Raw genomic sequence first — 13,463 nt, forward strand, 5'->3', positions numbered from 1 at the left:
TGTCATAAATACCATTTGACCGAATGAGAAAAACACAATTATGCACGCTTAAAATCTCCAGACCGCTCGAATACCCGGCACCGAAACTTCAGGAAAATAGGTAGGGCTCAGCGCGATCTTTTTTGTATGTAATTCAATGCGATTTTTGATACTGAAACTATCAATCAGGTTGTGAATGATGGTGGTTACAGTACCAAATACGATGATCGTCATGGCAATGCCGAATTCACTGCCTGTTTCATTGCTAAACAGACCCCAGGAGCAGTCACCAATGGAGCAGATGAGCATCACTGAGCCAATAGTACCTCCAACAATTAATAATCTTCTGCCGGCGTATTTGAATCCAATTTGAGATTCATCCATATAGGTATATCCTAAAACCGGGCCAAAAACCAAGCCGCTCAATACCAGGTATCCTCCTACCTGGTTTTGAATACTGAAGCCCGCAAAAACAGGTAATACAGTTGCAGTTAATGCTAAAGTACTGGCTGTAGCTGCTGACTTATCGGCATAAGACTGTACTTCCTGTGCTGTTAGCTCATTGTGACCAGAGAATTGCAGTATAATGAAAACAGCGATCATTGCTGACCTTATAATACCTGAAAAACCCTTGTACTCTACATCCCGGCAAACTTCTTTCATAGTTCACTCTTTAAAGTGGATATGATCAACTTGTATGATCATTGTTACTATGGTTATAAAAATAATATCCTTGTCCGGATTATATGTGGTTTAAACGCGGTTGTTTTGGTAGGTAAAATTCCTGCATTCCGGTAAATGTTGATAAACGTAAGATTAATGATTACTTGCTGGGTTTACATTCTCTGTCATCTCCCTTGTTCATAAACGAGTATCATGAAATTAAAACAGAAGTGAATATTCGGTGTCAATTCAAGGGATATAGCTGAACGAGGGGAGGGAATATGATGAAACTAAATATTCTGATCGTAGTGATAGTGGGTTATTTGATTATATCAGTAATACCTTTAAAGGCCCAAATAAAAACTGTTCAAAGGGGAGAAACAGTACGTATTACGGCTCCTTCAGTCTTGAACACCTATTTAATAGGAGAGGTTTTAGCTATATCGGATAAAGAAATAAGGATCAAGGATATCACTCATTCTCCTCCCTGGCATGACATCCCTTTTACTTCAATATCTAAAATGGAGGTTAAAAGGTTAGAATCTCAAACAACGGAAGGGGCGCTTATTGGGGCCGCATTGACCGGAATTACTTTTGGCTTAATAGCAATGGGAATGGGAGATTCCAAGAGTTGCAATGAAGGGGACTGGATGTGTTACGATATAGCAAACTCAGGTGAATTATTCTTAGGCGGAGCTGTTTTTGGGGGCCTTGCGGGCGCTTTGATAGGAGGAACCATTGGCAGTGGCATAGATAAAGAAAAGTGGCAGAGGGTTAAGCTGAAATTCGATACAATGCAAGAAATGGCCAACAATAATAGAACTATGACCGTAGCTCCGGGCATCAGGTTCACCTGGCAAATTTGATGGATGAAGCCAAAAGAAAACTTCCTAAGTACAACTGCTAATTAACAGATATCATATCTGCCAAAATAAATGGGATAGCTGTCCATGGTCAATCAAGGTTCAATGCGTGTGCCGGTAAGTCCCTGTACTTCAAAACCGACAGGAAGGCCATCCCGGAAAGTGAAATGAAAAGGAGTCCCATCTGACGCATCAAAAAGAGTAGAATCGTTTTCCGGAACCAGATCAATTTCAGTCTGAATAAAGTTTTCTTTTGGAACTACCAATCCGGAATCTCTGAATACAATTGAGATCTCACCAAGTTCTGCGATTTGGTATTTTCCCACAAAAGACCTGAGAGTCTCTTCGGAAAGAGCTGCTTTTTCCTTAACGGTTGGCTGAAGCTGAGGCCATCCATAATGCCGGAATATAGCCTGCATCAATTCTGCTATCAGGGGAGATCCGCTATCGGAATTGGTCATGATCACAACCACATTTCCTCCTTTTTTAGAAGCTGCGAAATCACTTCTGAAGCCGGCATTGGAACCACTGTGTCCAAAATGAGACCCGTCATAACGGATGCCAAGGCCTAATCCGTAATTATTGTCGCCGGGCGTCAGCATTTCTTGTACGGTGGCAGAATTCAATACTTCTTCATTTGAGCCTTCAAGTGCTTGCTGAACGGCTATCGCATATCTCCCGATATCGGTAGGATTCGTCCATAAGCCCGCTGCTGCCTGCTCAGGATAAACATGCCATTTTCCCTCGATCTCTGAACTATCTGAACGATATCCGGAGGCAGCTCTATCATGAAGTTGATCCGGCAGCGGTTGTGCATAAGTGGATGAATGCATGGATAAGGGTTCCAGAACTCGTTCTGCCATGATTTCCTCAAAAGGTTTTTGAGCTGCATCCGAAAGGGCGATCTGCATGACCGTATATCCACCGCCTGAATATTGCCATGATACTCCAGGGACTTTGTATACAAATACGGAATCAGTATTGCCCTGACCACTTACCACACCAACGGCATTCGGAATGTTATCTGTTCTTTCATAACCCGGAAATCCCCAAACGGTAGTGCCGGCGGTATGATTTAAAATTCTTCGCAGCGTTACTTTTTCATCCGTTGTGAACTCATTGTCTTTTAGCTTCCATGAGCTCAGGTATTCATTAATGTCGGCATCCAGGTCTATGATACCATCTTCAGCCATATCAAGAGCGGCCATGGCTGCAATGGGCTTACTGATGGAAGCAGCCTGAAAAAGTGTTTGGGCGGTAACCGGGGTATTCGATGCTTTGTCAGCCATTCCGTAACCTTTAGCCCAACCGAAGGTTCCATTTCTGAAAACAGCCACACTCAGCCCCGGTACATTATAATGCTCCATACGGTCTGCAAGGGAGGCCGGTTCGGGCTTTTCTCCTTGAATGTAGAAAGTTGGCAACAGATCGTTTTCAATGGAAGAGATATCTTGCTCATTCGTCTGACAAGATAGACTGAAAAGAGCTACAAGGATAAGCAGTACGTATTTTTTCATGATGTTTAGCAATGATGTTATGTTCTTCGGGCAAAACGTAAACTTAAATAGATTTAATAGATAGTAAGTATAATTTTTGTTTTTCGAATGAGGAATAAATACTGTCAAAGGAAACTTAATTTTCCTTCAGTCTTTTTCGTATCTGTCGCAATAAAAAGGTTGACCGCTCCAAAAAGTAATTCAGAAAAGGAATATAATTTTTATAAACAATGGTATGATGATAGGCTACCCGATTTTTGTAATCGCTGCTTTTTCCAAAATAGTGTATCGAGCTTGAGTCTAACTCTTCGTTATAGACATAGGTTTTGTACCAGGAATATTCATCGCGCCAGAACTGAAGATTGTGGGTGATATCACTTTCGATAAAGTCATTCAATTTGGTGATACCGTCGGTCGAGACCGAGTAAAAATTGATAAGGTCATGAACCAGGGTATCCATTCGTTGATTCGAAGTCGTCTGAAAATCATTCAGTTGTAAATACCCTCTCTGGTTCACGGATAAAAGTCTTCTGCTGGTAATCAAATACCTGCAGGCTACACATTCCTTTAATTTGGTTTCAGAGAGCTTCTTACTGATCACTTTATCGAAAAGGGATTTCCGCTGTTCGTAAAAACGGAGAATGGAGCTTACCTCAGCAGAGTCACTCTGTAAGTCATTCATCACCACTTCATAGATACCGTTTTTGAGACTATTCGTTTGCCGCTGCTGATTCCAGTTGTTGATGGATACCGCGATCATGATCCCGATCACGATCAGGATGATCTCTCCAATGGCATAGGAAAGGTAACTCTTCAATTTGTTCTCTCGAATGAGTTTCTGTTTTAGCTTTTGAAACATAAATGGTTTTTGTAATTGATCTTACGGTATTTAAACTACGATCAATTTTGGGAGAGGCAAATTGGAATTTAAAGAACTTGTGGGCAGGAGTACCAAAAAACGATAATGCAATTATTCAACAGAATAATAACACTTCCTTCCAATTATAATGAGGACACAAGTGCATCCAACCTGTAATATGGCTACCATTGCGATCATGAATGATCATAAGAAGAACACCAAGAAACCCTGGCCCACCAAAGAGGCTATGGCGCAGATCTATGAAAAGAATCTGTGGGGCGGAGGCGATACGGATTTTTATTCAGGAGCCGGTTCTCATCATCCGGAATTAGTGACTCCTTATGTTGAGAAGCTCCGGTCTTTCCTGCGATCCTTTGAAGAAGTACCGGTGGTTTGTGACCTGGGGTGCGGGGACTTCAACATCGGTCGGCAATTAGTTGAACATACCAAAAAGTACAAAGCGGTAGATATTGTTCCGGATCTCATTGAGCGGAATAAGGAAACTTTCATGCATCCAAAACTGGAATTCCAATATCTTGATTTAGCCCAAGATGAATTTCCATCCGGCGATTGCGCGATCCTGCGGAATGTCTTACAGCATCTTTCGAATGCGGAGATCCGGCAGATCGTACCCAAACTGTATAATTTTGACTATGTGGTTGTTACCGAACATTTGCCGGAAGGAGCATTCACTCCAAACAAAGATATCATCTCCGGACAAGGCATACGGCTCAAAAAGGGGAGTGGGGTAGACCTTTTGGCACCGCCGTTTAATTTTGAAGTCGGCGAACAAGAGGAATGGCTTTCACTTCCGGACCCGGATTGGGGTGGCGTGTTGGTGACGTCTTTATACAAAGTGTGAGGCAGAGCCTCCATGGGCCATTCCGGAGCAGAGCAACGGAACGAGGATAAAAAGTGAAATTAAAAGTAGCTTCATCATATTTCTCATGATTCTTGAGTTAAATGCATAACGGTTTGGCGTTTAACCTGCTTGGCCTATTGGCGGTAACGTAAACAAAACCGGGAATTTTTTTAACCACCAAATTACAAACTGACAAAAAGCGACCAAGACCGCGTTGAAACGCTGGTTATACCTCCCTCAATCTACGAGTTCGACTCTAAGTTTTTTCCCAAACGCTTTGGCATACTTCTCAAGAGTAGACAAGCGAATATCCTCCGCATGATTTTCAATACGGGAAACAGCGGTCTTTTTGGTATTTAACTGTTGGGCTACTTCATCCTGAGTAAGCCCCGCTTTTTCACGGGCCTGTTTCAGTAACACACCAATTTTAAAGTTTCGGAATCCTTCTTCATATCCTTCCGCAAATTTGGGATCTGTTTTTTTTCGCTCACTGATATAAGCTTGAAGATCACTCATGTTATGTTCCTCCTTTATGATATAGGTAATCAGCTTTTCGCTGTTCGGCTAAATCGATTTCCTGTTTAGGTGTTTTCTGAGATTTTTTAGAAAATCCGTTCGTTAGTATGACAAACTCATCATTATCTATAAAACCAAGTAAACGAAAACTATCTGAACCAATCCTTGCTCTGACTTCCCAAATGTCATCGGTACTTTTAAGCTTTTTGAAATATTGAACCGGAACTTGGTCTAATTTCTCTACCAACTCAAGAACCCAAGTGACTTTTTGAGCGTGTTTGGATATAATGAGTCTAAAAACTCCTTAATCGGGATTTTGCCTGATTGGGTTTTATAAAACTTGATTTCTTTCACAGAACAAATGTTAACAATTATGTTAACTTAATCAAGTGCTATTTATTTTGGGGAGGGAGATATAACGACCCAGCGTTTAAACGGCGAGCCTGGATTTAGTTAATAAAATTCCGAACCCTAACCGAGTCCGCTTGAAACGCTTGTTATGCGTTTTTATGACATTATAAACTTCTCCCAGATAAAATTTAAATATGATCCCCCATAATCCATTGGACAGAAGATTATTAGGGCTATTGAAATTAAAAGTATGGGTAATATTAGACTCCAAAACTTCTTTTCATGTAAGGAAAAATATGAAATAAAAATTTGATAGGAGGACGCAAAAATTAAAACGGGAATGATGAAAAGCGCTGGATAAAAAATCATACCTAAACCCATTGGAATCTTTAGAATACTCCACGAAATAACGTAGAAAAATAAAAACCAGAAAACGATTGAATATAGAAAGTAGATTCCTATGAGTTTTACTGATGCGTCTTTATCAAATTTCATATGTGGAATATTTAAACGCATAACGACCTACCGCATAACCGGCGCAGGGATTATGATTTTTTAAAAGACTACTCATTTGAACAATCATTGGCAAGAAATTTAACCAAAGCCGCGGCTGCGTCCGCCGTTAATGCGGTTGTTATACCTTTTTATTCTTTTAGGTTAAAAACGAAGATTCCATTCATTTCACAAATAAAAGCTACTTTTTCATCATCTGGAGATAAAGTTAAACTATGACAATTTTCCATTCCGCTTTTCCATATAACTCTTGGCTCTTCTGATGGCTCGGTGATTTTAAACACCGTCGCGAACCCTTCTTGTGTAAGTTCAATCAAAGTACCGTCCGAAGATTGCAATGACCTTGGACTAAACTTGGTTGAATCAAACCATGCTTCGGCTTGAGGAGATTCTGCGAGGGAAGATTGAGAATTAATTACTCCAAGCTTTTGATCATCTCTCCAAGTCGTTTCAACCAAAGCCAGGCTATCTAGATTTATGGAATACCAAGTACCCATTACATTGCCACCTAATTTTTTGCCATCAGGAGACCAAGTCGGATAATAATCTATTCCTTGTGATGGAAGTAGCAGGGCGGTACTGACTTGCAGTCTTTCTAATTCTTTTTCTAAAGATTGAAGTATTTGAGTAGAATCTTGTTGAGCATAAAGTTGATTTGCAATTGCAAGTAGCAAGCCAAGAGTGAATAGTTTAGCGATCTTCATGTTTGATAGATGATTTAATAAAAAGGTATAACATAATATTATCCGAACGAGGGTATTGTTAGGGCGAACGAGCATAAACCGCCTTTACGCACTTTTCTGCCACTTCTTGTTCGTATAATGTGATTTTTGGGAGGTTACCCGAATCGTCGTTTGCCTAAGCGGTTCGTATAAACCCCGAATTAACTCTCCCTAAGATAATAACTTACCCCATAAATGCAACGCTAAGTAGAAGATACAAAAAAGGCTCCTACGCAGAGCGTAGGAGCCAGCTTGCGAAGCAGACATCGGAACGAGTTCAAAAGGCTCTTACGCAGAGCGCAGGAGCCGGTAAAGTTTAGGGTTAAACGTTCGATGTTCCTTGCCTGCCTTCCGGTAAAGGCAGGTTGAATGTTCCCTTAATCTTGCTGCCCGAATTCGAATTCCTTCGGCGGTTCCGCATTCTTCAAGTGCTCCACAAAATAATCCCAGCGGCGGCGCATCATATAATCTTCCCCATAAAAACCATGACGGCGGTTGGGGAACATAATGAGGTCGAAATCCTTGTTGGCTTCGATCAGGGCATTCACCATCAGCAGGGTGTTGTTGGGAGGGACGTTATCGTCCATGGTGCCGTGGGCCAGCAACAGCTTGCCTTTCAGGTTATCTGCCAGTAACTGGTTGGCTTGGTTATCGTAGTTGGTGGCCTGATCGTCTGTAGCACCATCGTTATTGATACCTTTCAACAAGCCTTGCCATTTCTCACCCCAGGCATCTTCATACACGCGGTTGTCGTGATTTCCGGCACTGGAAACGGCTACATCATAAAAATCAGGATAGGCGAGGATGGCCCGGGTCGAAGCAAATCCACCGCCTGAATGACCAAATATGCCCACACGACTCGTATCCATCCAGGAATGACGTTCACCCAGCTGACGGATCGTCGCGATCTGATCGGGGATACCGTTATCGCCCATATTGCCATAATAGAAATCATGGAATTCCTTGGAACGGCCCGGCGTACCCTGAGCATCTACTTCAACCACGATAAAGCCAAGTTCAGCCAACGCTTGCTTATCGGAACGGGAGGAGCGAAAAGCGCGGCTTCCCACACTTCCTGTTTGCGGTCCGGGATACAGGTAATTCAAAACCGGGTATTCTCCGGAAGGATTGAAATTGGAGGGTTTGTACATCAAGCCGTACAAATCGGTTTCGCCATCACGGGCTTTCACCGTAAAAGGTTCGGGAGCCACCCATCCTGCCGCTTGAAGTTCAGAAATATCGGCTTTGGCCAGCTGAACGACCGTTTCACCATTCAAGTCTCGAATCACAGAAACGGGAGGAGTGTTGGGTGTGGAATAGGTATCCACAAAATAATCTCCTTGTTCAGATATATTGATCTGATGATGGGCATTTTCCGGGGTGAGAAGCGTCAGGCCGCTGCCGTCAAAATTGATCTTGTACAGATAATGGAAGTATGGATCATCGCCATCGCGACCGGCTCCCGTGAAGTAGATCACACGATTTTCTTTGTCGAGGTGGACGATCTCAAGAACGGTCCAGTTGCCGGAAGTGATCTGATTTTTAAGCTTTCCGGTTTGAAGGTCATACAGGTACAGATGCCCCCAGTTATCGCGCTGAGAGAACCAGATGAATTCATCACTTTCTTTGAGTAATCTCCAGCTGATGCTTTCCACACCCGATTCAAAAAAGGTATCCGTTTTCTCTTCATAGACTGAGCGTACATTTCCGGTGTTTGGGTTAGCGACTTGTAGATGAGCATCCTGATGATCCCGGGAAACCGACACAAATGCGAGGGTGTTGCTGTCTTCGCTCCAGGCATTATCCAGGAACTCGCCACTCCAGCTTGCCACGTGATCGGTGATGGTAGATCGCTGCATGTCGGGCTCTTTATCGAGTTTTACAATGCGCGGAGTGGGCTCAAGATTGATCGCGACTCGTTCGAGGCGGAAGATCAGGCTGTCTCCGGGCAGGGGATATTTCCAGTCCTGCACATTGGGGTGGCCGACTTTTGTGGAGACCAAAGTCATACTTTTGGTGCCCCGGGCATCCTGCCGAAAGGTGGAAATGCGTTTAGAATCGGGTGACCACAACAGGACTGGGCCGTCTCTTTTCACCCAACCGGCGTTGTTGGTTCCGTAGCCGTAGTCTTGGCGGCCATCAAAAGTGAGCTGGGTGACCCGTCCGGTTTCAAGGTTTCTCATGTACAAATTGTAGTTGCTGATGAAGACCGCTTTCTTGCCATCCGGAGAAATTGATTCGTTCCAGTTTCGAGGAATGGCATTCTCAGCAGAACACTCATAACTACTAAGAGTGCAGGTATATTCTTTTCCCTGAACCGTGAATTGGATGGCACTTCCGCCATCGGTATACGAAAAACTTCGGAATGGTAAGTTAAGTGGTTCTACCTCTTCACCGGTCATACCGGATAGAATATCGGCAAGTCGCTCATGGTCGAAAGCTCGTTCAGCAGTTCCGGCTTCAGGATCTGCAGCCATGAATTCAGTTCCCTGTCTGTTTGTATAGCGATAGGTCAGGGTATTGTTATCAGTCCAGTTTTCTCCGGCAATGGTATTATAAACCAGGTCGCCGGTATGGGAAGAAAGCATGCGCTCGGCCCGTTGGTAATCTTCTTTGGTCACTTGATCGGAGTTAAACGAACAGGCAGAAGTGAAGATCAGCAGCAAGCCAAAAACGGAGAGTACGGTAACATTCAGTCTCATAAGTATTTATTTGATTTATGATATGATGCGAATATAGCCAATCGAAAAACATCTTCAAGTAAAAGAATGTGGCAGTTTTGGCAAACGATCCTTTTTCTCCGGCTTCTATCCATCACCCGTTTCACTTCACTAAAACAGAAAGCCTTGCCTGAGGAAACGGAATGATGGACATGTAAACCTGATCCATCATTCGGCTCAGCAAAAATAGGAATAAGATTCATTCAGGAGAGAGCCGGGTGATGGATGGGTGTTGAAATTCGTTTAAAATTCCAAAGTGTGTATATCTGTTGAAAGGATTCAGATGGTGAAAAGGAAGTTGCCTCTGGCTTCTATCCATCACCCCGTTTCACTTCGCTAAAACAGAAAGCCTTGTCTGTGGAAACGGAATGATGGACATGTAAACCTGATCCATCATTCGGCTCAGCAAAAATTGGAATAAATTTCATTCAGGAGAGAGCCGGGTGATGGATGGGTGTTGAAGTCCGTTTAAAATTCCAAAGTGTGTATATCTGTTGAAAGAATTCGGATGGTAAGAAGGAGGTTGCCCCTGGCCATTATCCATCACCCCGTTTCACTTCACTAAAACAGAAAGCCTTGTCTGTGGAAACGGAATGATGGACATGTAAACCTGATCCATCGTTCGGCTCAGCAAAAATAGGAATAAGTTACATTCAGGAGAGAGCCGGGTGATGGAATATTGAATCCGAGAAGTTGGTTGCTATATCCAAATATGGACTTCCTGTTTCATCTTCCCTTAAACCTGAATAGATTAAACGCATGAATTTTCTACGGTCGATCTTCGATTTTTATCTTCAAAGCAGCATTCATGTCGCGCTGGCGATTACATCTCTTGCTGCCATTACGGTTTTTCAATACGGATTTGTTCCGGAACCGGCTCTTCTGTTATTCATTTTGTGTGGTTCTATCGTGGGCTATAATTTTGTGAAATACGCCGGGGTATCGAATCTTCACCTACTCAAAGTTACGCGTAATATCACCGTGATTCGGTTATTTTCGGTGCTTTGCGCAGGAGGAATGCTCTTTTTTGCCCGATTGCTTCCTGTGGATGTCTTGGTCACAGCCGGTATTTTTGGAGGCTTGACGGGACTTTACGCCATCCCTCTAATTAACAATAGAAATCTAAGAAGCTTATCTGGAGCTAAGATCTATATCATTGCTTTGGTGTGGATGGGAACCTCCGTAATGGTTCCGCTTGAATACCATAACGTTGGACTCAACGCCAAGGCCATCTATCATTGTATAGAGATCTTCTTTTTTGTGATCGCATTGACCCTGCCTTTTGAGATCCGCGATCTGAAATTTGATGAGTTGGATCTGAGTACGATCCCGCAAAATATCGGCATTAGAAATACAAAATGGCTTGGAACGGGATTGATAACAGCAGCCGGCATCTTCGCGTATTTTCAAAACTACATAAACGATTCTGATCTTCCGGTTACACTGGGAATCTTTGCACTGACAGCTATTTCCATCTGGGCATCTGATAAAGAGCAGGGAAGGTATTATGCGTCCTTTTGGGTAGAAAGCATCCCGATCTTGTGGCTAATATTGCTACTGATGTTTTAAAAGAGTGAGGATCTCTTCCGCAACGAATCCATCATTCGGCTCAGCATAAATAGGAATAAGTTCCATTCAGGAAAGAGCCGGGTGATGGATGGGTGTTGAAATCGGCTTGTAAATTCCAAAATGGGCATATTTGTTGAAAGGATTCAGATGGTGAAAAGGAAGTTGCCCCTGACTATTATCCATCACCCCGTTTCACTTCACTAAAACAGAAAGCCCGGTCTGGGGAAACGGAATGATGGACATGTAAACCTGATACATCATTCGGCTCTGTGTGAGAGGAAATTTAAGTTCGCCCTGTGATGGAACCCAAGGAAATATCCTTCAAAGTTAAAAGTTCGATATTCCTTGCCTGCCTTCCGGCAAAGGCAGGTTCGATGTTCATCATCCCCGCAACCGCAACTTCGCCACCGCCTCAATATGATAGGTTTGCGGAAACATATCCACGGGCTGTACTTCTTCAATTTCATACACCGAGTTTAATTCCTTAAGGTCACGGGCCATAGTGGAACTGTTGCAGCTCACATAAACCAATCGGGGCACTTTAAGCTCACACAATCGCTCCACCACATCCGGATGCATGCCGGCCCGGGGTGGGTCTGTGATGAGTACGTTTGGAGCTCCATATTCATCTACCACATCTTGTGTGAACACATCTTTCATGTCCCCTTTGATAAAGGAAACATTCTCGACTCCGTTTTCTTTAGCATTGAATTTAGCATTCTCCACGGCAACATCAACAAGCTCTATTCCTACTACGTGTTTGGCAGGACCGCTCATAAATAAACTTAAGGTACCAACACCGCAATAAAGGTCGTATACGATATCCCCATCTTCCAGCGCGGCATAGTTTCGGGCGACTTCATACAGTTTTTCGGCTTGAGCCGTATTGGTCTGAAAGAACGCGTTGGGATGAATTTTGAAGGAAAACGCTCCGATCTTGTCTACAATAAATCCGGGTCCGTGCAACACTTTTTGATAGCGGCCTTCGGCAGTGGGGCTCTTGGTGTCGTTCACATTATTAACGATGGTGGTGATGAATGGAAATTTTTCAAGAAGCGCATCCTTCATGCTTTCCATCAGCTTTTGATCATCCTGGTAGGTCACCAGGTTCACCATGAAATCGTCGGTGTGATGAGAATTCCGGATCATCACATGGCGCATGAATCCGGTATTTTCCAGGGTATCGTACGGCTCAACATCATGTTCAATACACCACGAACGTACGAAATCGAGGATCTGAAAAGACTCAGGAACCTGCAGATGACATTCCTTGAGATTCAGGATCTTGTCGAACCGGCCGGGAGCGTGGAGTCCGGCAGCAAAAGCGGAATCATCCACGTACTCATCACTTCGGATCTCTTCTTCGGTAAGCCAGCGGCGGGAGCTAATGCTATACTCCATCTTATTTCGATAATAGAATTCCTGATCCGCTCCAATTCCATCTTTTACAATGTTGCCATCCAAATGACCAATGCGTTCTATATGGTCTCTGACCTGTTGAGTCTTGAACTCAAGCTGTTTGGCATAGGGGATATGTTGCCAGCTGCAACCGCCGCACACTTTAGCATGCCGGCATTTTGGCTCTATGCGATGTGGACTTGGCTCCAGGATCTCAAGCAGTTTGGCTTCCCGGTGTTTCTTTTTCTTTTTGATGATGCGGGCTTTCACTTTATCGCCCGGGGTGGTTCCGGGGACAAATACCGCTAAACCATCTACTTTGGCTAATCCTTTTCCTTTAAAAGCTGCGTCTATGATGTCGAGTTCGACTTCCTGACCTTTTTTTAATGCCATTTATACGGCTTCCTCTTTGATGTCTTCGTAATAGGTTTGAAATTGAATATTCAGTGCGGTTTGCTCGCCGGCTACATCCGCTAACTTCCGGGCAGTAGTCTCAAGTTGCCTCAGGGCAATGTTAGTAAGTGTTTGCAGGAACTTGACGGCAATTTGTGGATGACGATCTCTCAATACCTCAAAATCAGGTTTGAAAAAGCCGAGTAGCTCGCAGTCAGTTACACACTTTGCCGAAGATTTACGGCGCAGATCATAACCAATGGATAATGCACCAAAGCTATCGGGGGAACCCAGTGTGAGCCGGCGAATCACATGTTCTTCTTGTTCCTGCTTTTCTTCTTCTCCAATAGTCAGTTCTATGGTTCCCTTTTCAATGAAATACATACCTGTGCCGGGATCATGTTTGTAAAACACATATTCACCTTCCTTGTATTTGCGGCGGTGGCACAGCTGCAGGAGTTCGTATCGTTCGGCGGGACTCAAATTCCTCAGAAACTTTGATTTAAATACAATATTTGACTGATCTTTGATGCGATTTAATTTATCAAACATGGCGCTT

Annotated in this window: 12 protein-coding genes; 3 read left to right on the top strand and 9 right to left on the bottom strand. The window is 43.4% G+C overall.

Translation table 11 applies throughout. From position 1 onward, the window contains the following. Positions 1-48 precede the first annotated feature (48 nt). Positions 49-642, bottom strand: a complete 594-nt coding sequence (locus B151_RS0103335) for a hypothetical protein (protein WP_020402184.1) — start codon at positions 640-642, stop codon at positions 49-51. Between the two features lie 281 nt (positions 643-923). Here B151_RS0103335 and B151_RS0103340 point away from each other — a divergent pair, with 281 nt between their 5' ends. After that, entirely contained in the window at positions 924-1,508 is a 585-nt protein-coding gene (locus B151_RS0103340; protein ID WP_020402185.1) for a hypothetical protein, read from the top strand. Positions 1,509-1,600: 92 nt separating this feature from the next. Here B151_RS0103340 and B151_RS17850 read toward each other — a convergent pair whose 3' ends face one another. Both B151_RS17850 and B151_RS19335 read right to left on the bottom strand, forming a co-directional pair. Continuing rightward, a complete protein-coding gene (locus B151_RS17850; protein WP_020402186.1) occupies positions 1,601-3,022 on the bottom strand; it encodes a serine hydrolase domain-containing protein in 1,422 nt (473 codons plus the stop codon). A gap of 115 nt (positions 3,023-3,137) precedes the next feature. Beyond that, positions 3,138-3,860 (bottom strand): DUF6090 family protein, encoded by a 723-nt coding sequence (locus B151_RS19335; protein ID WP_020402187.1) that lies wholly within the window; start codon positions 3,858-3,860, stop codon positions 3,138-3,140. A 178-nt stretch (positions 3,861-4,038) separates the two neighbouring features. Between B151_RS19335 and B151_RS0103360 the strand changes: the two genes are divergently transcribed. After that, positions 4,039-4,722, top strand: a complete 684-nt coding sequence (locus B151_RS0103360; protein ID WP_020402189.1) for a methyltransferase domain-containing protein — start codon at positions 4,039-4,041, stop codon at positions 4,720-4,722. 237 nt (positions 4,723-4,959) lie between these two features. On the opposite strand, the gene B151_RS0103365 is transcribed toward B151_RS0103360, so the two are convergent. From B151_RS0103365 to B151_RS0103385, 4 genes are all read right to left on the bottom strand, one after another. Beyond that, positions 4,960-5,238: a helix-turn-helix domain-containing protein gene (locus B151_RS0103365; protein ID WP_020402190.1), complete on the bottom strand. Its 279-nt coding sequence runs from the start codon at positions 5,236-5,238 to the stop codon at positions 4,960-4,962. Between the two features lies 1 nt (position 5,239). Next, entirely contained in the window at positions 5,240-5,485 is a 246-nt protein-coding gene (locus B151_RS0103370) for a type II toxin-antitoxin system RelE/ParE family toxin (RefSeq protein WP_020402191.1), read from the bottom strand. A 748-nt stretch (positions 5,486-6,233) separates the two neighbouring features. Then, a complete protein-coding gene (locus B151_RS0103380; RefSeq protein WP_020402193.1) occupies positions 6,234-6,806 on the bottom strand; it encodes a PD40 domain-containing protein in 573 nt (190 codons plus the stop codon). 395 nt (positions 6,807-7,201) lie between these two features. Continuing rightward, positions 7,202-9,526: a S9 family peptidase gene (locus B151_RS0103385; protein WP_020402194.1), complete on the bottom strand. Its 2,325-nt coding sequence runs from the start codon at positions 9,524-9,526 to the stop codon at positions 7,202-7,204. 777 nt (positions 9,527-10,303) lie between these two features. Between B151_RS0103385 and B151_RS0103395 the strand changes: the two genes are divergently transcribed. Next, positions 10,304-11,113 (top strand): hypothetical protein, encoded by an 810-nt coding sequence (locus tag B151_RS0103395; RefSeq protein ID WP_020402196.1) that lies wholly within the window; start codon positions 10,304-10,306, stop codon positions 11,111-11,113. Positions 11,114-11,494: 381 nt separating this feature from the next. On the opposite strand, the gene rlmD is transcribed toward B151_RS0103395, so the two are convergent. Together rlmD and B151_RS0103410 are read right to left on the bottom strand one after the other, a co-directional pair. Beyond that, complete coding sequence (rlmD, locus tag B151_RS0103405; RefSeq protein ID WP_020402197.1) at positions 11,495-12,904, bottom strand: 23S rRNA (uracil(1939)-C(5))-methyltransferase RlmD; 1,410 nt, start codon at positions 12,902-12,904, stop codon at positions 11,495-11,497. Beyond that, a complete protein-coding gene (locus B151_RS0103410) occupies positions 12,905-13,456 on the bottom strand; it encodes a cyclic nucleotide-binding domain-containing protein (RefSeq protein ID WP_020402198.1) in 552 nt (183 codons plus the stop codon). Positions 13,457-13,463 lie beyond the last annotated feature (7 nt).

The sequence above is a fragment of the Gracilimonas tropica DSM 19535 genome (assembly GCF_000375425.1).
Lineage (GTDB): Bacteria > Bacteroidota > Rhodothermia > Balneolales > Balneolaceae > Gracilimonas > Gracilimonas tropica.

Coding starts and splice junctions, on each gene's coding strand:
- B151_RS0103335 (WP_020402184.1), bottom strand. CDS start 642: ATGAAAGAAGTTTGCCGGGATGTAGAGTACAAGGGTTTTTCAGGTATT.
- B151_RS0103340 (WP_020402185.1), top strand. CDS start 924: ATGATGAAACTAAATATTCTGATCGTAGTGATAGTGGGTTATTTGATT.
- B151_RS17850 (WP_020402186.1), bottom strand. CDS start 3,022: ATGAAAAAATACGTACTGCTTATCCTTGTAGCTCTTTTCAGTCTATCT.
- B151_RS19335 (WP_020402187.1), bottom strand. CDS start 3,860: ATGTTTCAAAAGCTAAAACAGAAACTCATTCGAGAGAACAAATTGAAG.
- B151_RS0103360 (WP_020402189.1), top strand. CDS start 4,039: ATGGCTACCATTGCGATCATGAATGATCATAAGAAGAACACCAAGAAA.
- B151_RS0103365 (WP_020402190.1), bottom strand. CDS start 5,238: ATGAGTGATCTTCAAGCTTATATCAGTGAGCGAAAAAAAACAGATCCC.
- B151_RS0103380 (WP_020402193.1), bottom strand. CDS start 6,806: ATGAAGATCGCTAAACTATTCACTCTTGGCTTGCTACTTGCAATTGCA.
- B151_RS0103385 (WP_020402194.1), bottom strand. CDS start 9,526: ATGAGACTGAATGTTACCGTACTCTCCGTTTTTGGCTTGCTGCTGATC.
- B151_RS0103395 (WP_020402196.1), top strand. CDS start 10,304: ATGAATTTTCTACGGTCGATCTTCGATTTTTATCTTCAAAGCAGCATT.
- rlmD (WP_020402197.1), bottom strand. CDS start 12,904: ATGGCATTAAAAAAAGGTCAGGAAGTCGAACTCGACATCATAGACGCA.
- B151_RS0103410 (WP_020402198.1), bottom strand. CDS start 13,456: ATGTTTGATAAATTAAATCGCATCAAAGATCAGTCAAATATTGTATTT.